At 45.3% G+C, this 20,662-nt stretch carries 26 protein-coding genes; 6 read left to right on the top strand and 20 right to left on the bottom strand.

What is annotated here, in order from left to right; genetic code table 11:
• Nucleotides 1–114: 114 nt before the first annotated feature.
• The 7 genes from FB592_RS07520 to FB592_RS07490 form a co-directional block, all read right to left on the bottom strand.
• Complete coding sequence (locus FB592_RS07520) at nt 115–624, bottom strand: sigma-70 family RNA polymerase sigma factor (protein WP_101502029.1); 510 nt, start codon at nt 622–624, stop codon at nt 115–117.
• 115 nt (nt 625–739) lie between these two features.
• On the bottom strand, nt 740–946 hold the full coding sequence (gene xtrA / locus FB592_RS07515; RefSeq protein WP_014476537.1) for a phage-like element PBSX protein XtrA: 207 nt from the start codon (nt 944–946) through the stop codon (nt 740–742).
• Nucleotides 943–1,293: a phage-like element PBSX protein XkdD gene (gene xkdD, locus FB592_RS07510; protein WP_021479479.1), complete on the bottom strand. Its 351-nt coding sequence runs from the start codon at nt 1,291–1,293 to the stop codon at nt 943–945. The genes xtrA and xkdD overlap by 4 nt, the downstream gene beginning before the upstream one ends.
• A gap of 84 nt (nt 1,294–1,377) precedes the next feature.
• A complete protein-coding gene (locus FB592_RS07505) occupies nt 1,378–1,545 on the bottom strand; it encodes a hypothetical protein (RefSeq protein ID WP_003245588.1) in 168 nt (55 codons plus the stop codon).
• On the bottom strand, nt 1,545–2,345 hold the full coding sequence (locus tag FB592_RS07500; RefSeq protein WP_010886492.1) for an ATP-binding protein: 801 nt from the start codon (nt 2,343–2,345) through the stop codon (nt 1,545–1,547). The genes FB592_RS07505 and FB592_RS07500 overlap by 1 nt, the downstream gene beginning before the upstream one ends.
• Nucleotides 2,245–3,081: a phage-like element PBSX protein XkdB gene (locus FB592_RS07495; protein ID WP_003245799.1), complete on the bottom strand. Its 837-nt coding sequence runs from the start codon at nt 3,079–3,081 to the stop codon at nt 2,245–2,247. The genes FB592_RS07500 and FB592_RS07495 overlap by 101 nt, the downstream gene beginning before the upstream one ends.
• Nucleotides 3,068–3,247, bottom strand: coding sequence for a hypothetical protein (locus FB592_RS07490; RefSeq protein ID WP_003232712.1), 180 nt, complete (start codon nt 3,245–3,247; stop codon nt 3,068–3,070). Before FB592_RS07490 ends, FB592_RS07495 begins: the two co-directional genes overlap by 14 nt.
• A 178-nt stretch (nt 3,248–3,425) precedes the next feature.
• Here FB592_RS07490 and xre point away from each other — a divergent pair, with 178 nt between their 5' ends.
• Complete coding sequence (xre, locus tag FB592_RS07485; protein WP_003232719.1) at nt 3,426–3,767, top strand: HTH-type transcriptional regulator Xre; 342 nt, start codon at nt 3,426–3,428, stop codon at nt 3,765–3,767.
• Between the two features lie 162 nt (nt 3,768–3,929).
• Entirely contained in the window at nt 3,930–4,526 is a 597-nt protein-coding gene (locus tag FB592_RS07480; protein WP_003232721.1) for an ImmA/IrrE family metallo-endopeptidase, read from the top strand.
• A gap of 43 nt (nt 4,527–4,569) precedes the next feature.
• On the opposite strand, the gene FB592_RS07475 is transcribed toward FB592_RS07480, so the two are convergent.
• Nucleotides 4,570–5,406 carry a manganese catalase gene (locus tag FB592_RS07475; protein WP_003245071.1) on the bottom strand — a complete coding sequence of 279 codons (837 nt, stop codon included), beginning with the start codon at nt 5,404–5,406 and terminating at the stop codon, nt 4,570–4,572.
• 76 nt (nt 5,407–5,482) lie between these two features.
• Entirely contained in the window at nt 5,483–6,085 is a 603-nt protein-coding gene (locus tag FB592_RS07470) for a poly-gamma-glutamate hydrolase family protein (RefSeq protein ID WP_141949418.1), read from the bottom strand.
• 104 nt (nt 6,086–6,189) lie between these two features.
• On the opposite strand from FB592_RS07470, the gene FB592_RS07465 reads away from it, so the two are divergent.
• The gene (locus FB592_RS07465) at nt 6,190–6,567 is read left to right on the top strand and encodes a PH domain-containing protein (RefSeq protein ID WP_049140760.1); all 378 of its coding nucleotides are present in this window, start codon (nt 6,190–6,192) and stop codon (nt 6,565–6,567) included.
• Nucleotides 6,568–6,606: 39 nt separating this feature from the next.
• On the opposite strand, the gene FB592_RS07460 is transcribed toward FB592_RS07465, so the two are convergent.
• On the bottom strand, nt 6,607–7,560 hold the full coding sequence (locus FB592_RS07460; RefSeq protein WP_141949417.1) for an N-acetylmuramoyl-L-alanine amidase: 954 nt from the start codon (nt 7,558–7,560) through the stop codon (nt 6,607–6,609).
• A 120-nt stretch (nt 7,561–7,680) separates the two neighbouring features.
• Between FB592_RS07460 and FB592_RS07455 the strand changes: the two genes are divergently transcribed.
• Entirely contained in the window at nt 7,681–7,938 is a 258-nt protein-coding gene (locus FB592_RS07455; RefSeq protein WP_003232731.1) for a YciI family protein, read from the top strand.
• A 30-nt stretch (nt 7,939–7,968) separates the two neighbouring features.
• On the opposite strand, the gene phrA is transcribed toward FB592_RS07455, so the two are convergent.
• The 3 genes from phrA to yjoB form a co-directional block, all read right to left on the bottom strand.
• Complete coding sequence (gene phrA, locus FB592_RS07450) at nt 7,969–8,103, bottom strand: phosphatase RapA inhibitor PhrA (protein ID WP_141949416.1); 135 nt, start codon at nt 8,101–8,103, stop codon at nt 7,969–7,971.
• The gene (rapA, locus tag FB592_RS07445; protein ID WP_015252291.1) at nt 8,093–9,229 is read right to left on the bottom strand and encodes a response regulator aspartate phosphatase RapA; all 1,137 of its coding nucleotides are present in this window, start codon (nt 9,227–9,229) and stop codon (nt 8,093–8,095) included. Before rapA ends, phrA begins: the two co-directional genes overlap by 11 nt.
• Nucleotides 9,230–9,373: 144 nt before the next feature.
• Nucleotides 9,374–10,645: an ATPase YjoB gene (yjoB, locus tag FB592_RS07440; RefSeq protein ID WP_003232739.1), complete on the bottom strand. Its 1,272-nt coding sequence runs from the start codon at nt 10,643–10,645 to the stop codon at nt 9,374–9,376.
• A 148-nt stretch (nt 10,646–10,793) separates the two neighbouring features.
• On the opposite strand from yjoB, the gene FB592_RS07435 reads away from it, so the two are divergent.
• Entirely contained in the window at nt 10,794–11,258 is a 465-nt protein-coding gene (locus FB592_RS07435) for a DinB family protein (RefSeq protein WP_014479541.1), read from the top strand.
• A gap of 224 nt (nt 11,259–11,482) precedes the next feature.
• A complete protein-coding gene (locus tag FB592_RS07430; protein WP_014476525.1) occupies nt 11,483–12,247 on the top strand; it encodes a sulfite exporter TauE/SafE family protein in 765 nt (254 codons plus the stop codon).
• A gap of 40 nt (nt 12,248–12,287) precedes the next feature.
• Here FB592_RS07430 and FB592_RS07425 read toward each other — a convergent pair whose 3' ends face one another.
• The 7 genes from FB592_RS07425 to FB592_RS07395 all read right to left on the bottom strand — a co-directional run bounded on the left by FB592_RS07425 (nt 12,288) and on the right by FB592_RS07395 (nt 20,657).
• Nucleotides 12,288–13,781, bottom strand: coding sequence for a UxaA family hydrolase (locus tag FB592_RS07425; RefSeq protein WP_141949415.1), 1,494 nt, complete (start codon nt 13,779–13,781; stop codon nt 12,288–12,290).
• Nucleotides 13,778–15,220, bottom strand: a complete 1,443-nt coding sequence (locus FB592_RS07420; RefSeq protein WP_141949414.1) for a tagaturonate reductase — start codon at nt 15,218–15,220, stop codon at nt 13,778–13,780. Before FB592_RS07420 ends, FB592_RS07425 begins: the two co-directional genes overlap by 4 nt.
• A 75-nt stretch (nt 15,221–15,295) precedes the next feature.
• Complete coding sequence (locus FB592_RS07415; protein ID WP_021479486.1) at nt 15,296–16,297, bottom strand: LacI family DNA-binding transcriptional regulator; 1,002 nt, start codon at nt 16,295–16,297, stop codon at nt 15,296–15,298.
• Between the two features lie 87 nt (nt 16,298–16,384).
• On the bottom strand, nt 16,385–17,653 hold the full coding sequence (locus FB592_RS07410; RefSeq protein WP_021479487.1) for an MFS transporter: 1,269 nt from the start codon (nt 17,651–17,653) through the stop codon (nt 16,385–16,387).
• 47 nt (nt 17,654–17,700) lie between these two features.
• Nucleotides 17,701–18,537, bottom strand: a complete 837-nt coding sequence (locus tag FB592_RS07405; protein WP_128740268.1) for an SDR family oxidoreductase — start codon at nt 18,535–18,537, stop codon at nt 17,701–17,703.
• Nucleotides 18,534–19,613 (bottom strand): mannonate dehydratase, encoded by a 1,080-nt coding sequence (gene uxuA / locus FB592_RS07400; RefSeq protein ID WP_032725498.1) that lies wholly within the window; start codon nt 19,611–19,613, stop codon nt 18,534–18,536. The genes FB592_RS07405 and uxuA overlap by 4 nt, the downstream gene beginning before the upstream one ends.
• Before the next feature lie 24 nt (nt 19,614–19,637).
• Nucleotides 19,638–20,657: a zinc-binding alcohol dehydrogenase family protein gene (locus FB592_RS07395; protein ID WP_128740266.1), complete on the bottom strand. Its 1,020-nt coding sequence runs from the start codon at nt 20,655–20,657 to the stop codon at nt 19,638–19,640.
• Nucleotides 20,658–20,662 lie beyond the last annotated feature (5 nt).

Below are 20,662 nucleotides of genomic sequence, written 5' to 3'. Positions count from 1 at the left end.
ACGGCATCACCGCCACCTCCAGCATGGTTGTTTATTCATAAAAGCGGCTGATCATGCCAGCCGCTTATGTGTCATGCTCTATTCACTTATAGGTGGCAAACGTATGACAAGCTTTCATGCAAGTGATCGATTCATGTCTTCCTGCTGTCTTTGCATCTTTAAACTCGCCCGTTTAATCGTCGTTTGCACTGTCGATTTTTTCACGCCGAGAAGATCGGCGATCCGTTCATAAGAAAAACATTCTACCTTATGCAGCAAAAACATTTCCTTTTCTCTGTCCGTTAACAGGGCTAATGCTTCTCGAATTTTCTCTCTGTCTTCTTCTGATACCTGTCCGTCCGGCTCAAACATCATAGCGCTGGAAAATGATTCGATGATTCTCGGGTCTTTGATCATCAGCCGCTGGTAGGCATCACGCCGGTCAATCGCCCGTCTGATGCCGGGCTGCCTTCCTTTTTCAAGCCATTCTGTTACATATTCAAGATCAGTAATCATATTTCTGATGATTTTTTTATCCTTCAGCTCTTCAGCTGAGAGCACGGATTCATCTGCCTCAGCGAGCGGTTTATATTGGTTTCTTGTTTGTTTGAGCGTGCGTTTATATTCAAATAGTAAGTCTTGCATTCTATGATCCTCCTCATTTTTGGCAAATAAAAAACGGACACCAATCAACGCACAAATGCTGTGCAGTTGATCAGTGTCCGCAGGCTTTCCGTCTTGGACGTATTCTGTTTTCGCTTTAATTTAATTTGTAGCCGATTTCAAATTCCACACGGGCAAGATCGCCCTTTCTTGTTTCGACGAGCGTTTTTCCATGCTCCGGCGCTTCTGTGATCCATGCTTCTTGCTTGATGCCATCCACAATAATGACACGGATTTTCCCTTCCTCCAGCTGGCTCTTAAGCGTGATGGAATCGATATGCAGCAGTTTTTTAGGATGAATCATGTTTTATTTCCTCCCCTTTTCGGTGCAGCGCTTGCTTCAGCTTTTTCTAATAGCTGAATGATGCGCTCCTTTGAATGAACAGAATTCCCTTTCAGAAAATCAAGAGCTGCTTTAGACGCTTCCAGCAATTCAGGCGCAGCGGCCATCAAAGCGGCATTGCTTTTTTGCGAATAAGAGCTGAGGTCAAATACAGCGGCAATCAGCCGTCCGTTTGAATATGGGAATCTTTCTTTTTCTTCTTCACTGTAAGCTGAATAAATATAGATCGGTTTCGTATCCCCGCACGGGACAGCACGCCACGGCGCAGGGCTTTTCTCTGCCTGTTTTGTCTTTGCCAACACTTTCACTTCCCGTCGTCCTTATACCATTGTTCAATGTTTTTTTCTGTTCGCTTTGCCCGAAACAGCAAAGCGATTAGTGCAGTCAGCTGTTTAATCATAGATATTCAGCCTCGCTTTTCCCGCTGTCAGCATTTGCTCCAGCTTTTGAATGACAGGCGTTAAGTCAGTGCCGGACCGGCAGTTCGGACATGGATGAAAAACGACTCCAATACCGGTATGTTCCACAATGACTTTCTTTGTTTGACAAAGCTTACACATTATCTGACGCCCTCCAATCTATGGTTAAGCTCGTAGGCTGCTCCTTTGATAATCACTAAATAGTCACTGCACATCTCATAGATTCTCGTGCCGAGCGCTTCATCGACCCGTACAAGTCCTTCAATTGTCAGCTCGCTCGAAAGCAAAATCGGTTTATGATTTAAGTAGCGATAATTGAGTACCGAATACATTTGCTCTAATTGCCAATCTGTAGCGCGGGGTTTGCCGTTAACCGGTTTAAACAGGTCATCTATGAACAGCACATCCGCCTGCTTCATCCGGTTCAGCTTCGCTTCTAATAGGGCAAAATCATTTTTCAGATCAGTAAAGCCTTCCACGAACGGAAAATAAATGACAGGCACATAGCATGTTCTCATTAATTCGTTGGCAGCGGCAGTCAAAAGGTGTGTTTTCCCTGATCCGGGCTGTCCTAAAAGGGCAATGCTGTTTTTTCGGCAATCCTTGATTTGTTCATAATCGGCAACATACTCTTTTGTACACTCAAATGCGTCTTTTATGGCCTGCGGCTTTCCCTCCGTGCGGAATTCCTTGAAGCCGAGCTGTCTGAAAGCGTGGGTAATCTCACTTGCACCCAGCAGCCGCTTCACTTTCCGTTCTGCCATGCAGCTGCACATCGTCCAGACTTCCAGGCCATTCTGCCTGACGAGATAACCTCCCTGATCCTTGCAGCGCAGGCAATCATACCTGCTTGCGTCTGATTCGGCCGGTTTGTCCGCCAGTAATGGACGTCTCCCTCTTCTCAGCTCGTCCAAAATCTGTTCGATTGTTCGTTTTGTCATGTTTTTTCATCCTCTCATGCTGAATTGCGGCATTCTTTTTGGCTTGCTGCGCGAAAAATCTGTCTTCAATGAATTTCGAGCAGTAGCGAAAAGCCTTGATTGTTTCAGAAGCGGCGGTCCGCCGGTTTTCAAAAGCCTGAAAGCATTCTTCAAGCCATTTGATTGTTTGCGTGACAGGAACGCCGATGGCAACAATGCGGGCGATGGCTTGATAATCTCTTGAGGAAGGATACACGGTGCGTCCTTCTTGAGCCGACCGTAATTGTGTAAACCGCTTCGCAATGTGATCCACTGCATCATCAGCAGCAGTATATTTGTTTGTTTTATCTATATCTGTACGGTCGTTTGTGTCCGGTGTCTGCGGCGAAAATGGCCGTTCTTTTAGACTCCCGTGTACAGTATTGTCCGATCTGAAGCTGAATTTTTTGGAATGCTTGACCGAAATCATCAGTCCGTATGGCGCACGGACGGCCTTTATGTAATCATGGTTTTCGAGAAGCTCCAGCCATCTTCTGACGGTTTTTTCACTTACGCCGAAGACTGCCGCCATTTCTCTCGCTTTTAACGGCTTATGGCCGAGTACGATGCCCCAGCTTACGCCGTCTTTTTCGATTTCTTTTGTTGTTGAGCTGATAAACCAGAGAAACAGCCATAGCGCCGGGCCAATTTTGTCATAATGTTCTGAATTCAATAACCCTGAATACGTCGGAAAAGGATAGCTTTTATCGTTTTTCATTGTACGCCGCTTCTCCCTTTAACATCATGTATGCTTGAAACTGCTCTTGCGTTTCAAAGTGGAACACCGGAAGGCCGCATGCCGTAAACGAAATGGTGCCGCCGGATTGTCCGAGATGGCGCTGATCTATGGGATTTTCACTAAAAACAATTTGGATTGGATACATGTGATCACTCTCCTGGTTTGTTTTCGATACATTTCGTATCAACTGTTACCAAGTATAAACGATACGAACTGTATCATCAAGTTATTTTTGATACTTTTTTTATCATAACTTTATTTTGATACATATTGTATCTATAATCATAAGTAACGTAGGGAGTTTAAAAAAGAGAGGTCATAGTATGATAGGCGGCAGATTGAAGAGTCTCAGAGGGAAAAGGACACAGGAAGAAATCGCATCACACATCGGTGTGTCACGGGCACGATATTCCCACTATGAAAATGGGCGAAGCGAACCTGATTACGACACACTCCAAAAGCTGGCTGATTACTTTCAAGTAACGACTGATTACTTATTAACGGGAAAAGACAAAAAATCCGATGACGATATGTTCTCAGATCCGGACCTGCAGCTTGCATACCGCGATATGCAGGATTTTTCCCCAGAAAGCAAACAGCAGGCCATCGAATTTATCAACTATTTAAAAGAAAAAGAGAAAAACCGCAAACCGAAAAATAAATAAATCGTTCTCTGTTCTCTAAAACATATAAAAAGTAGACCGATATAAAGAAAAAAGTGTTTATTTTTTAAAGAAAAGGGAAAGATTTCTACACTACTTTCCAGTCCTATACGGGCTTTTCTTTCTCGCTAAAAACAGAACAAATGTTCGAAAGGGAGTATTCAATTGGGCGATTACTTATCACATCTGGAAGAATACGTTAAAAATTTATACGGCCGGCTGGGCATCACATCCCCTCATCACATTGACATGCTGAAAATCGCAAAGGATCTGGATATTTGGGTGCATTTTGAGGATATGGGGAGCATGATGGTGAAATACGACGGCATGTACAGTATCGTATTGAACCAAAAAAAGTCACGGGAAGAGCAATGGGAGGATTTTGGCCATGAGCTGTGCCACGTGTTAAAGCATGCAGGCAATCATTTTCAGATGAACAAGCTCTTCAGAGAGCTTCAAGAATTCCAGGCAAATCAATTTATGTACCACTTCTGTGTGCCAACCTTTATGCTGTTGCAGATGGAACTGCCGCAATGGAGAAGCCAGGCACTCGCCACAATTGCGGCGGTATTCCGGGTAACAAAGGAATTTGCTGATAAAAGGCTTGACATGTTTGAACGGCGTAAAGCAGGTATTCAATTTCAGAAGCGGCTCGCTTATTTATTATCTCACAAGCGGCCAAATGCGTACGAGGAAGGCGATCAGCAGCACTTGCAGGTGGCTGAGGAAAAAGCGTTATATCATATTGGCAAAAACATCTGATCAAATACGGGCTAAGGATATATTCCTCAGCCCAGAAGAGAACCTAACATTTCGACATTGGGGGAACTGTATTATGCAGCCACATGGGCGCCGGTTTAAGATGAGGCGCAGATGCGAACGCAATCGGAGCCGGGATATACCTGAATTCACCCCGGCCGTCAAAGGCTTCCCCATGTGCCCATCTTCCTTGCGAGCTTTCATCCCCCCTGGAAAAGTTAAACAAATCATAGGAGACTTCTTGCTTTTCGAGCTCACGTGGAAACGTCGTCGGGACGACAATATCCCGTTCTCTTTCCTCCAGCTCTTTAATGGCCGCGTACCACATATTTTGATGATAGGTATCCCTTGCAATCAAAAATGACAGCATATCTCTTACCCCTGGATCATCGGTCATGGCATAAAGCCGTGTCACCTGAAGGCGTCCTTGGGCCTCCGCATTTAAGTTAGCGCGAAAATCGGCCAGCAGGTTTCCGCTTGAGATAATGTATTTTGCATTCCACGGATAGCCCTCACTATCTGATGCCATCGCCCCCAATCCGGACACAATCGCGTGCTGAGGATTCATCCCTGACATGACTGCTGCGATAGCAGGATTGCTTTTATAAGCATCCTCCTGTACATCCGCGGGTGCATTGTCCAGAAGCCTGGAAATCATCGTTGCCAGCATTTCTACGTGCCCGATCTCTTCGGTACCCACATCATATAACAAATCTTTATACTTAGCATCCGCCCTGCAGTTAAACCCTTGAAACAAATACTGCATCATGACGCTAATTTCACCGAATTGGCCGCCGAGCACCTCTTGAAGTTTTTTCGCATAAACCGGATCGGGATGAGCTGGCTTTGCTTGATATTGAAGCTCTTTTATATGATAAAACATGAATCATTCCTCCCTACACTTTCGCACAATCCCAGCGTATGAAGGAATAGGCTGACAGTGCAGGTCCCGTTTCGTTTTATGTATAAAAGCCAAGCTTGACGGCTTCCACATATCGATCAAACAAGTCGTTTTGTATGTAGCTTTTATCACGGCACCCAAAATTGCAGAACAGCGCGTTTCTTTGTGCCGTGCTCACCTCCAATTGCAGCCCCATTTCTCTTTTCGTCCGATTGACAATATTGCTTGGGTGTACACCTGCCAGGCGGTCTTTCTCATTAGTTAGCTCGGCGCTAAAACCCGCTTCATTCAGACGCTCACAAATGAGCTTGGCTTTTTTTCGATCAGCCCCGCCGACCAAAGTATGCGGGATGTTTGGATCATAATACCCGTGAAACGCTAATGCGTAATGGTGGTCATTTACTTTTTCTAAAGCCAGCGGCTCATCAAAACGAATGCTGGTGAGATGCAAGGAACGATTGTTTCGCTGTTTTACACCCTCAAACAAATAGATGGAGCATCGATCCGAAAATGCCCGCACCAGTTCACTGACGCCAGGCTCAATTCTGCCGCCGTGGGGACCGAGGACGATAAGCTCACTTCCGTTTTTCTCCTCATAAATAATCCGGTACTCCGACTCAGAAGCAGAAAGGGCCGCAAAGCTGTCATACATATCTTTCATTTTGAACGCCCCCTTTACCAGTCAGCACAAGTTTACTCTACTCATCCATGAATGAAAACCTTTTTTATAGTATGATTTGATAGAATACGCAGAGGAGGTATATGATGGGGTTTATTGATGGATTACTCGGCAATGCGTCAACACTGTCAACGGCTGCTGTAAAAGAAGAGCTTGCTTATATTTTACTTGAGGGTGAGAAGGTTGAAGCCGCGTTTAAGCTGGTTCGCGATTTGATTGTCTTCACTGACAAGCGGCTTATTCTTGTGGACAAGCAGGGAATCACAGGCAAGAAAACGGAGTTTCAATCGATTCCGTACAAAAGCATTTCCAGATTCAGCGTGGAAACGGCCGGCCGCTTTGACCTCGATTCAGAGCTGAAAATTTGGATCTCCGGCGCAGAGCTCCCCGCTGTCTCAAAGCAGTTTAAAAAAGATGAGAGCATTTATGATATTCAAAAGGTGCTTGCCGCAGTCTGTATGTAAGATAAAAAGACGGAAGCTTCACAGCTTCCGTCTTTTCATTTACAGCTTTTCCTCCAGCTTCGCTTTCGTTTTCGGACCGTAAATCCCATCAGCCGTTAAACCGCTGACAGACTGAAAACGTTTCACTGCATTTGCTGTTTTCGGGCCATAAACGCCGTCAACGCCGTGATTTTTCGCTCCTTTATCAGGATAAAAATAAAGAGCGGCTAAAGCGGTCTGCACCTGCTTTACTTTTGTCCCTTTCGTCAGCGGGCTTGTCACTTTGATCACGCCGGATGGGAGCGGATATGAGAATGCGGCATGGCTTTTAGAAGCAGATGCCGTCTGAGGCAGTTTGATCACTTGTCCGACTTTAATGTAATTCGGGTCAGTAATATGATTGATGCTTTGCAGCGTTTTCACACTGACTCCGTGTGATGCGGCAATCCCTGACAATGTGTCGCCTTTTTTCACATGATATACAGACGCTGAAGAAGAGACTGCAGCTTTTTTAGCTGATACGCCACCGTTTAATTCCTTTTCAATTGCCGCCTTCACTTGATCCCAGCGCCCCTCTGATAAAATGCGGTGCGGGCAATACTTTCCGTTCCAGTCCTGGTGCTTTCTCACACGATCGATGCCCCAGCCGCGCTCCTTCAAAAGCTGTGCAACAAATGAAATCGCCAAGGCTTCAGCTGCCTCATACTTCGGGCCTCCCGATTTGCTGTAGCAAATCTCAACACCGATTGATTTGCGGTTTCCCGGACCGTTTGTGCCGTCACCTGTGTGCCAAGCGTTTCGGTTAAGCGGCAGACCTTGAATCACCTCTTGATCATCGACCGCAAAATGAAAGCTTGTCGAGCTTGTGTTCCCGATCATATAGCTGATTTCATTGGCCGCTGACGCATCGTTTGCCGTGTTGTGAATGGTAATGTATTCAGCGGACATTGCATTAGGACACTTCAACGCGTATTTCGCCTCAGAAACCAAATTTTTCTTTACTGGAATGCTCACCTATCATCTCTCCTTTTCTTTTTTCATAAATAGGTGGCATTAGTAGGACGAAAAGCTCATATCATCTATCACCGTAATATGGATAAATGTGTTAAACTGAAGTTCACGGAGGGTCTGAATATGTATACATATTTAATGCTGACAATGAGAACGGAGAAATTTAATCAGGAGCATGTGGCTGGGCACTATGAATTTCTGGATCGTTTACAAGCAGAAAAACGTTTAAAAATGTTTGGGCCATTTAGCGACGCCACAGGCGGAGCGTATGTCATCGAAGCAGATTCACTGGAAGAGGCAGCGGAAATCGGCCATGCGGATCCGCTGGTGGCAAGTGGATCTTCTGAGCTGACGATAAAAGAATGGAAGCTGAAGAAATAAAAAAGACCCCTAAGGGTCTTTTTTTATGCATTATGTTTGATTGCGTGCCGCAATATAAAATGTTTTCCCTTCTGTGTTTGCTGTTTCACCTGCATGAACCATCACCTGAGTAAAGCTGAACCCGACCGCAACGAGCAACAAACCTGACATCCATTTAGATTTCATATAAACAATCTCCTCTCTGGATTTGTTTTTGTGCGTGCACCATTTTCTCATAAAATGAAAGTGCTTTTTCGGGCTGTCCGTTTTCTATATAGAATTGGGCAGCATCATGCGCCAGCTCTTCAATATAAGGATACAGCATATGTTCTTCAAGAAATTGAAAGGTGTGTGAGACCGATTCTGTGTCAATGTTTTTTCCGTATAACGCATGTAAAAATTGAAAAAGCTCCACAAATAATTCATCACTGTATTGACGGGCGATTTCCAATCCTTCACGATACTTTTTTTGCGCTTCGGCGTCATTTTTTTGTTTATACAGAACTTGTGTTAAAGAGTAGATAGAATGCGGAAGATTATCGAACTTTTCCGACTTGCAAATAGAAACAGATTTCTCAAAGTATTCGGCTGCCTTTTGCAGTTCACCCATTTTCTCATAGCAGTTTCCGAGATTATACAGGGCGGAACTGATCAGGCGGGGATTGCCTTCTTTCTTTGCAAGATCTAAAGCCAGTTCTAAGTGGGGCAATGCTCTTTCTGGATACTGCATATCATCATAATTACCTGCAATAACGAATTCACATTGGATTCTGCGGACGGTGTACGTTTCATACATTTGGTATGTTTCTAATGCCTGAACGGCGTAGCTCATCGAAACATAGGTTTGTTTTAAATTATAAAAAATCTCAGCCATTTTAAAAGCAAACTCGGCTTTCTCAATATCATCCGAGACGAGGGCAAGATTCTTTTCTGCCCGTTTATAGTACATCATGGCACTGACAAACATCTTCTGCTTAAATTCATACATTCCTCGAAAAAAATTAAAGTAATATTCGAGAAGCCCTGTCAGCTTGTACTGATTCCCTTCGATGTCTTCTAATAATTCTGAAAACTCTAGCTGCGACGTGTCCTCTCCAAAAGGCTTAATGTAATCCAGCATGACACGATGCCTGAACTCCATTAAAGAATAATACAGCAGCAAATCTTGGTCTTCTTCCATATCCTCAATTTCTCTTTCTACTTCGAGCTTGACCCGTTCGGCTTCAGCGACGTGGAACTGCCGGATATGAGTATACCATTCATTAATTTTAAGCCCGACATAAGAGGACGGAATCGTCTGCTTCATCCTCAATTAATCCCCCCTTTTGAATTACCCGAGATATGTCATATTTTATCATATTTACAAGAAAAAGAAGAACGCAAAATAACCGCAATTGTCGAATTTCGGCTAACCGCAACAAAAAAGCACGGGTTTTTCAAACACCCGTGCTTTCTTTTAGTGAAAACCGACTTTGTTTCTTTCCATCCAGCTTCCCCGCTGGCTTTTTCTTTGCTCTCCTGTCATGTCTTTCACCATGGTTTCAATATGGTGATTCCCTTCTTGGTGCCATTGAAGGGCTGAAGATACATATAATTCTCCCAGCTGTGCAAAGGAAAAGCCTTCTGTAAGTTTTGCGGCGTTTTTTATTTCTCCTTCACTCAAAAAGATGCCAAAGCCTCTCATTTTCATATATTCCAGCCGCAGCTCTTCATCCGGAAGCCCGATTTCATAGGCACGGTCAAATCGCCCTGCACGATTCATCAAACCTGGATCGATCTCTTCGGGATAGTTTGTCGTACCGATGAGAAATAGCCCCTCTTTTGATGTCGCGCCGTCCAGCGTATTGAGAAAAAAGGACCGCACATCTTCCGGCATCGAATCTATATCCTCGATAACCAGTACTGCAGGAGCGAGGCGTCTCGCTGCCTGAAAGACTTCTTCTATTGTCTCGCTCGACGTAAATTCAGTAATTTGCCAATAAGCAACAGGTGCATCGATACTGCCTGCGATCGACTTCACTAACGTCGTCTTTCCGTTTCCAGGAGGTCCATATAACAGAATGCCGCGCTTGTAAGGGATGTCATATGTTTGATAAAACGATTTATCACTATGAAAAAACTGATCAATTGATCTGTATATCTCCTTTTTCAATAGCGGATTCATGATGACTTGACTTCGCTGAACCTCTCTGACAATGGCTTCCTGCTCTCTTGAAGTCCCTCCATCTCCATCCGTAAACACGGTCACTTTCCGCTTGCTTTTTTCCCAAAGACGCGGTCTGACTCCCTCCAGAAATGCACGCATCCTTTCATCGTTAACCGCAAACAGACAATCAAAACTCATAATGCTCCCATCTTGAAAATATGGAATTCTGGCAAAAGCAACTCCCTTTTCGGGATACGCGTATACACTGTTTCTTATAGACTTATGGACGGTATAATCCGGTTCTTTCTCATCTTCATCGTAAGCAAAGGTTTTCTTTTCAAGCTTTTCAAATATATATGCCACATGCTCAGGCTCCAATGAACCGCTGCGGACATCTTCTACAAGAAGCTCCCAGTATTCCGTATTTGGATCATCACTGGCATAGAGCTCATAGAATACACCGTATTGATCATAAAGCGTTTCTTCAATCCGTGTGATAAGGTAACCGAAAGTGCCGTAGCCCGCCGCAGCTCTTTCATTCTCTTTTTCTTCGTACTGATAAATGAAAGGTATGTTAGTCATGTTTATACTCCATTTCATGTTTTGTGAACGTTATATATACGATTGACATAGCATTTTGTTTCATCCCACAGCATATTACTTGTGAATTCATAACCGTTGATATAGGATTTCATTGCACCATTTATTTTTACATATGGAGGAGATCATAATGAGCCAATCCAATCAAATTGTCAGCCATTTTTTATCCCATCGAAACGTGACCAATGAGCTTGCCGAAAAAATCAGCAAAGACCATTACAGCTACAAACCGGCAGAAACATCAATGTCAGCAGAAGAGCTGGTCAAACACATTCTTACGTCTTTCCACTTGTTCGCAAATGTCATTAAGGAAGGCAATGCCTCACCATTTCAAAACAAGCAGGAAGAAACAGAAACAGATCTCAATGTTCTGGCAAAAACATATACAGAAAAAACGGCCGCTATCCTTGAACAGCTGACTGAAGAGCAGCTGGACAGAGAAATTGATCTGACATCCGCTTTCGGCAGAAAAGTCACAGGCCGCGCGCTGCTTCAGCTTGCAATGGAGCATGAAATTCACCATAAAGGCAACCTGTTCGTGTATGTGCGGGAAATGGGTCACACTGAGCTTCCTTTCTATCAGCAGCGCATGTAGCGTAAACAAGCAAAAAGATACCTGTTAAGAGGTATCTTTTTTTTGCGCCTTTAGTACTTCTCGATTTCGTCCAGACACTCATTATAGGGCAAATGAATAGAGATATTGAGCATACCAAAATTTCAAGCAGCTAACGTACAAAAATTCAAAAAATTTAATTGATTAACGCGTCCTAATCATATATAATCTGATAAAAATAGTCGGGTTTTCAGGAGGCCTTTATCATGAGTGTAAGCATCATATTGATGGGTTTGTTTGTCGGAGCCTTAGTCGGATTGACGGGAGTGGGTGGAGCGGCCTTATTAACTCCCCTTTTAATTGTGCTTGGAATTAATCCTTCCATCGCGGTCGGTACAGATCTTGTATATAACTCGATCACAAAGCTCTTTGGCGTTGCCTCCCATTGGCGGCAGAAAACGATTAACTTTAAATTGGTAAAATACTTAGCCATCGGCAGTATTCCGAGTGCTTCGCTAGCCATTGGCATCTTGCATTTGTTCCCCGCCTTTCACCAGCATCAGGAAGAAATTATTAAGCACGCTCTAGGATATGTGTTAACGCTGGTTGCCATTTCAATCATCGTTCGTTTGTTTTTGGATAGAAAACTTCGTCCCAACCGCTGGCAGCTGATGCCGCTTGAAAATAAGCGGGCGCTGACGATTCTTATTGGTGTTGTGTTTGGGTTTATCGTCGGCTTAACATCAATCGGTTCCGGCTCATTATTTGCAATTGCCATGATTTACTTATTTAACATGAAAGCGTCACAGATTGTCGGAACCGATATCGCGCATGCATTTCTTCTTGTTACGGCAGCAGGCATTTTGAACGCTAGCTTCGGAAGCGTGGATTACATGCTGGCAGCTAATCTGCTCATTGGTTCAATTCCCGGCGTGCTGATCGGAAGCCATCTTTCGCCTCGATTCTCCCCGCGTCCGCTGCAATTTATTATGGCGTCCATTATTTTAGTCAGCGGTTTAAAATTGATTTAATGAAGAAGGCTATCTGCGCTTGAAGGATAGCCTTTTCTTATTATAGCGTCACACCCGATTTAAAAATGGCGAGTTCTCTGAAATCATTTTTTTCATGGTTCACAAGCTGGCCGCTTGCCACCTCAATCATATAGTGGATAAACTCACGCAGCACATATTCCTCATGAACATCATCCTCTGCTAAAAGGCCTGCGTTAAAATCAATCCAATGCGGCTTCGCTTCATACAGCTCGGTGTTTGTCGCTACTTTCACCGTCGGGACAAAGGTGCCAAACGGCGTGCCTCTCCCCGTTGTAAAGAGGACAATTTGGCAGCCGGCCGCCGCCAATGCGGAGGAGGCGATCAAATCATTGCCTGGCGCGCTCAAAAGCGTCAGCCCTCTTGTCTTGAGCACTTCCCCGTATTTCAAGACATCCGTGACAAGAGAAATCCCCGCTTTTTGCGTACAGCCCAGCGATTTATCCTCAAGTGTAGAAATGCCGCCCGCTTTGTTGCCCGGTGAAGGATTTTCGTACACCGGCTGATCATGTTTGATAAAATATTGTTTAAAATCATTGATTAATTGGACTATCTTATGAAACACTTCTTCATTGGCAGCCCGCTGCATCAGGATGGTTTCTGCGCCGAACATTTCCGGTACTTCCGTCAGCACCGTGCTCCCTCCCTGTGCAATGAGATAATCAGAAAAACGGCCTAGCAGCGGGTTTGCGGTTATGCCGGAAAAACCGTCCGAACCTCCGCATTTCAGCCCGATCTTCAGTTCAGACAGCGGAATGTCTTCTCTCTTATCTCCTTTGGCCGCTTCATGAATTTCCTTCAGCAAAGCAACGCCTACCTCCATTTCGTCGGTCACCGACTGGGATTCCAGAAACTTCACCCGCTTCAAGTTCACATCTTGCAGTGCTTCCTTCATTCTTGCCAGCTCATTGTTTTCACAGCCAAGCCCTAACACCAAGACGCCGCCGGCATTTGGATGGCGAATGGCATTCAGCAGGATTTGCTTCGTATTTTCGTGATCATCGCCAAGCTGCGAGCATCCGTATTGATGCTTTAACACCAGTACGTTATCAAATGGAGCGATATCCCCTGTTTCTCTGACAAAACGCTGCAGCATTTTTTCTGCTATTCCATTGACACAGCCGACAGTTGGGACAATCCACAATTCATTCCGTACACCCGCATCTCCGTTTTCTCTTCTAAAACCTTTAAACGTCCGGTTCTCATTAGTATACGGATTTTCATCAAATCTTGGTGTATAGCTGTATGATTGGATATCAGACAGGTTTGTTTTCGTATTATGGACATGAATATGCTCTCCGATCGAGATATCTTGTGATGCATGACCGATTGGAAACCCGTACTTGATGATGCTGTCATTTTCTTTAATAGGCTGCAATGCAATCTTGTGGCCTCTTTTTATATCATCCTTTACTTCAATCGACACGCCGTCCGCATGCAGCCTCTCTCCCTTTTGGATATCCCGCAGAGCAAGAAGGACATTATCTTGCTTATGAATCTTTATAAACGACTTCAACGTACCTCTCCCCCTTGTATGCAGTATTGTTCAAGAGCCCGCTGCATGCCCAGCTCATGAATAAGATTCAAGTAAACAGCGACTCTATCAGTCAGCTTCGGTATCTCATTGAGATCTGCCCCCCACAGCCGCTGTTCGCCTAACACTCTTGATGCAATCCGAAGCATGTCGCCATCCTCCTGACACCAAACCTCTTTGAAAAATTGAAGAACTGCCGGATCATCCTGCAATGTCTCGTTATCATGATAAAAATACAGAAGAGCGCTGAAAGAAAACACCAAGCGTTCAGGAAGCTGTCCCTTTTGTTCAGCATATTCCTTAAGAGTCGGCAGGTTTCTCGTTTTGAATTTGGAAACGGAGTTCAATGCAATGCTTTCCAGGTAATGCTTAATATATGGGTTTTTAAAACGGTTCAGCACATCGTCAGCATACTGAGAAAGACCTTCCATTTTTAAAACAGGAAGAATTTCGTCGTCAATCAGCTCTCTTATAAATCGCCCAACTTCCGGATGCTCGACAGCATCCCTAACAGTTTTTAAGCCGTATAATAAAGCCACTGGCGTCATTGCTGTATGAGCGCCATTTAAAATTCTTACTTTTTTAGTCCGGTATGGGGTGAGGTCGCTGACGATCTTTGTATGGAGCCCTGCAGCCGCAAAGGGAAGTTCTTTTCCAATCCAATCAGGCCCCTCGATAACCCATAAATAATATTGCTCTCCCACAACTATCAAATCATCCTGATAGCCAAGATCCGCCGTGATCTCATCAATGCTGTCGACGGGAAAACCCGGAACAATCCGGTCTACTAAACTATTACAAAATGTATTAGCCTCATGAATCCACTGTGTAAATCCTTCCTCCAGCTTCCACAGACCTGCATAATGAAGAACCGTTTCCTTCAGCTTTTCACCGTTGTTCTCAATCAGCTCACATGGGATTAGGACACACCCTTTTGTCTGATCTCCTTTAAAAGCCTGATAGCGGAAGTAGAGAAATGCAGTTAATTTCCCAGGGAATGTTTTTTGCGGCCTATCCTCTAAACGATCTTTTTCATCACATACAATCCCAGCCTCAGTGGTGTTGGAGATGATAAACCGAAGCCTTTCGCTTGATGCCAATTCTTTGTATGCTTCATAATCAGAAAACAGGTCAATCCCCCGGCTGATTGAGTTGATAATCATATGCTCGTTTACCGCTTCTCCGTCTTTCATTCCTTGTAAAAAAAGCGTATATAATCCATCTTGCTGATTTAATCGTTTGATTTTTTCTGAGCCTCTTGGCTGGACAACTGCCACGCTCCCATTAAAATTAGCGTGTTGATTCAATTGATCAATCTGCCAATCAACAAATCCCCGAAGAAAGTTTCCTTCTCCGAATTGGAGAATTTTTTCTGGATACCGAGTATAGTGATCGTACACATTTTTATTCAGTTTCTGCATCCTTATTGCCTCCCTCTTTTTATGCACACGTTAACATTTTTCTTTATAAAAGAATGCCCGCTGAAAAACGGGGCATCACGTCGTCAATCGTCTGACTGAATCACGCACCATGAATTCTGTGTTTTCCAAGATTTTTTCTGCTTTTGTTTCGGGCTCGCTGATCAGAGACAAGAGTTTTTGCGCACCGAGCACGCTGATTTTCTCCACTGGGCGCTTTACTGTTGTAAGTCTTGGCGTGATGTACTGTGAAAACCCAATATCATCAAACCCGATCACCGAAATATCATCAGGAACGCGCAGGCCCTTTGCGAATATCGCATTCATCGCTCCGATTGCCATGTCATCATTCGAACAAAAAACAGCGGTTGGAGGATTCGGCAGTGCCAGCAGCCTCTCCATCGCTTGAAAGCCGCTTTCCATATCGTACTGTCCTTTGACACTGTATTCATGCTTGATCGGAATATGATGTTGAATCAGTGCAGATAAGTAGCCTTCCTTTCGCTGCTGGGAGGATTTAAAGCCTTCGATCCCCTCGATGATGGCGATGTCTTGATGGCCGGACTGAATGAAGTATTCTACAGCTTCTTGAGAGCCTTCCTTGTCATTGGACAAAATATTCGTGATGGTGCGATCATCAATATCACGATTCAGCACGACAAGCGGAATGTTTTTTTCGCGAATATGGTAAATGAAAGAATTATCAATGTCACTTTGGCTCATTAAAATGATGCCGTCATACCTCATCGGTGTAACGGAGTCATAGTTTTTCAGATCATCAATGCCGCGCACATACAGATTGTAATCCTCACTTATGGCTTGATTGACGCCTTTGATTGTGTCTGCAAAGAAGCTGTGTGAGGTTCCGTTTGTAATGCTTGTAAAGAATAGCCCGATCGTATGCGACTTTTGCATCGCCAGGCTTTTCGCATTTACATTTGGTGTATAGTTGAGCTGCTCTGCTAGCTCTAATATCTTTTTCTTCGTATGTTCTTTGATGTAAGGACTGTTGTTGAGTGCTCTGGAAACGGTTGTGTGGGATACGTTTGCGAGTTTTGCGATATCTTTTATGGTTACCATCTAATTCCCTTCCTTATCATACCGGCTGCGATTATTTACTGTATATTGTATCATCAAACATACCGCCTCTCCCACTATATTTCCAGATTAATAAGACACAGGATTCTCAGCTTCTGTTCCTGCTGGCTTGCCAATGATTGGACGGACAAAACGAATCACAGCAAGTGAAGCGAAGACAGCCAGCCCTCCGGCAAGCAAAAATGCTCCAGAAAACGTGCCTGTTTGGTCAACAATAAATCCGGTTAGAGCCGGGCCGATAATTCCTGCCGTGTTGGCGAGGAAATGCATGAAGCCGCCAACAGAACCGACATTGTTTTGATCAACCACATCTTGAATGACAGCCCAATAGATAGCACCGGTCAAATAAAGAAAGAACACTGACAGAGCGACAAGAGTGACAGCCCCCGCAGTCGTTGCCACAAGCCCGGCAAAACCAATCAGGACAGCTGATGAAAACAAACACGTGACAAGCACAACCTTGCGCGAGAACAGCACACCTTTTCGGGCCGTTTTTTTGTACACATAGTCAGAAACAAATCCCCCCGCAGCCAGCCCGATAAAGCCTAAAATCCACGGGATGACCGTGATGACACTCATCGATTCAACACTTAATCCCCGTTCGTCGACAAGATAGCTCGGAAACCACGTCAAAAAGAAGAAGAGGATGTAGTTGTAAGCGAAAAAAGCGAACGCCGTGAACAGGACCGTTTTTTGCTTCAGGTAAAAGGTGAGCGGAATTTTTTCTCCGGGAGACGTTTCTGCTTTTATTGCCGGTGCTTCCTTCATCGTCTCTTGCGGCTTTTCTTTGACAAACTTGAACCAGAGCACTGCCCATATCAATCCAATAATCATAATGAGAACGAAGGATACCTTCCAGCTGAACGCCACTGCGATCATGCCGACTATCGGGCCAGAAATGGCTCCCCCGAGCGGCGTGCCGCTGTTGGTTACACCGATAACAGACGCCCGCTGGGTCGGCGGGAACCAGTTGTTCACCATCTTGTTGATGGTCGCCGAAAGCGGGCCTTCTCCCATTCCGAAGAGAATGCGTATAATCAGCAGGCTGACAAAGCCAAAAGCGAGGGCGACTGCTCCGCTAAACAGCGACCAAACAACCATCGCGACAAACAAGGTCAGCTTTGCCCCATAGCGGTCGGATGCCACGCCCCCAAGAAAGTTAAAAATGGCATAACCAATCGAAAAACTGCTGAAAATCAAGCCCATTTGCGTGGCAGACAATGTGAGATCATCCTGAATAAAAGGAGCTGCAATGGAAAGCGCCGAGCGATCCAGGTAATTAATCACCCCTGCCAGGAACAAAAAAAGGATAACGGGAAGCTTATCTTTTGAAAACATCTCAACCTCACCCCTATGTTGGTTCAGTTTCTGTTGCATCGCTTTCGTTACACACCTGAATAAGCCATAAATCCTCCATCGACAGGAACGGTGATCCCAGTGACAAAACCGGAATAGGATTCATCCGCCAGCCAAAGAAGCGTACCGAGCAAATCCTCGGGTTTTCCGAAGCGCTTCATCGGTGTTCCCGCAATAATTTTGTGAGATCGGCTGGTGAACGTTCCGTCTTGGTTGATCAGCAGATCATGATTTTGTTTTGTCAGAAAGAAGCCTGGGGCAATCGCATTGACCCGCAGCCCGGTTTCGGCAAAATGAACAGCCATCCACATCGTAAAATTATTGATCGATGCTTTGGCGGCACTGTATGCCGGAACCTTCGTCATAGGTGAATAAGCACTCATCGAAGAAAGATTGATAATCGCCGGTGAATCGGCTTTCAGCAGCTCTTTTCCAAACACTTGCGAGGCCAGAAACGCACCGGTGAAATTGGTGGAGAATACAGTTAGAAAGCCCCTCTCATCCATATCAAAAAAGGATTGGCCTTCTCCCGCTTCTTCATATGTCTCCACATCGGTTATCGCGGCAGGATGATTGCCGCCAGCCCCGTTAATTAACAGATCAACAGCGCCAAATTGGCCAAGGATGTCTTCCTTTGCCCGCTCCAGTGACATCCTGTCCAGCACATCCGCAGCAACAGCGCACGCTGTGCCGCCAGCCGCCGTTATCTCCTTCACGACCGCTTGGCCTTTTTCAGCCGTCCGATTCAATATCGCCACCTTCATGCCATGACGGGCTAGCTCCCGTGCCATCGCAGAGCAAAGCACGCCGCTGCCGCCAGTGATGACAGCCGTTTTACCAGCCAGGTTCTCATGCAGCAATCTCATACGTCCACCTCTTTTTTTGCCATTGCTTCATAGGCGTCCCACAGCCCGTTCAAATACATGATGCCAAGTGCCCGATCGTATAAGCCATATCCCGGGCGGCATTGCTCGCCCCAAAGATGGCGCCCATGATCCGGTCTGACATATCCTTCGTAATCCTGCTTATGCAGTTCTTCCATCACGCCTTGAATGTTGATTGAACCATCCTTTGTTAAATGAGATGTTTCAATAAAATCGCCATTCTCATAAATTTTCACATTGCGAATATGTGAAAATGGAGCGATGCCGGCATACGTTTTAGCGATCTCCACCATGTCGTTAGCGGGATTGGCTCCCATTGAACCTGTACAAAGGGTGATACAATTAGACGGTGAATCTGATATCGCCCGCAGTTTCTTATAGCTTGCCTCTCCTGTGATAATGCGCGGCAGTCCGAAAATCGGCCACGGCGGGTCATCCGGATGAATGGCCATTTGAACACCATAGGCCTCAGCAACAGGAAGAATTTCCTGCAAAAAGAATGATAAATTGTCCCATAGCTTTTCTTCATCGACCGTTCTGTAGGCAGCAAAAAGCTCTTTGATCCGAGCCAATTTTTCGGGCTCCCACCCCGGCAGTGTCATGTCAGATGCTTCCTCCACCGTCCGAATCAGCTCTTGAGGATCAAGGCTTTCCACCTTGGCCTTTTCAAAAAACAGAGCGGTCGATCCATCTTCTAGCGGCCGGAACATGTCCGTGCGTGTCCAGTCAAAAACCGGCATAAAATTATAGCAGATCACTTTCACGCCAAATCCGGCAAGGTTGCGGATCGTTTGCTTGTAGTTTTCAATATACCGGCTGCGTTCTTCGTTCCCAAGTTTAATCGCTTCGTGAACATTCACGCTTTCTACAACTTCAGCATGAAAACCATAGGATTGAATATATTCGGTCTCGGCTCTGATTTCTTCTTTTTCCCACACGTCGCCGACAGGCTTTTGATGGAGAGCCCAAACGATGCCTTTGACTCCGGGAATTTGCTTCACGTGTTCAAGTGTGACTGTATCGTTGCCTCGTCCATACCATCGGAATGTCATATTCATGCTCGCACCTCCGGATTCAGTCATTTAATCAAACGTGATGACGGCTTTCCGCACCTGATCTGGATGCTCCTTAATAAACTGAAATGCGTGATGAACGTCATCAACTGAAAATGTATGGGTCACCAGCCCGTTATGCACTAACCGGCCTCCATTCAAAAGCTCTACTACTTTTGGAAACTGATTGGTCTGCAATCGCGATCCGGTTATCGTGACTTCTTTTTTTGTAATCGGCAGCTGTGAAATCTGAGCCGCTCTTTCATCAAATCCAAGCACAACCACATGTCCCGCCGGTGACACAGCCTCAATTGAAAGTGCAAAAGTCTCCGGCAGGCAAACAGCATCAATGACCACGTTTGCTCCTTCATTCCCAGTCCATTCAAGGACACGCTCGGCAACATGTTCTGCTTGGACATTTACAACAGCATCGGCGCCGTTTTCTTTCGCAAATGCCAGCCGCTCGTTGTTCAAGTCAGTCATCATGACAGCAGCGCCCGCCAGCTTTGCCATTTTCAACACACAGATCCCGATGGGCCCCGCTCCCTGGATCAGGACGGTATCACCTTTTTTCACCTGGCCTCTCCACACTGCCTGGGCGCCTATCGTATAAGGCTCGGCCATGACCGCTTCCTCCCAAGGCAAGTCCTTTGAGACCGCGTGAAGCTGCCTTTCCGGAAGCACAATATATTCCCGCAAGCCTCCGTCCTCATGTACGCCAAATACAGAAAGCTTGGCGCAAACATTCGGCCGCCCTTTGCGGCAGGCGTAACATGTGCCGCAATAAGAAATCGGCTCAATCACCACATGGTCACCGGGTTTTAGGCTCTGAACTTTCGCACCAACTTCCTCCACTAGTCCCGTTACCTCGTGTCCGATAACTCTCGGGAGGGTAGCAAGCGGATTCGTTCCATGATAAATGTGCATGTCTGAACCGCAAATGCCGACTCGCTTGACTTTCACGAGCACTTCATCTTCCTTTGAAAGAACTGGCTTCTTCACCTCCGCTGTCACCAGATCATACGCTTTTCGCACTTGAACCGCTTTCATTTTAC

The sequence above is a fragment of the Bacillus sp. SJZ110 genome, from assembly GCF_006715455.1.
In the GTDB taxonomy this organism is placed as follows: domain Bacteria; phylum Bacillota; class Bacilli; order Bacillales; family Bacillaceae; genus Bacillus; species Bacillus subtilis.
This window is presented reverse-complemented; position numbering and strand designations above follow the sequence as displayed.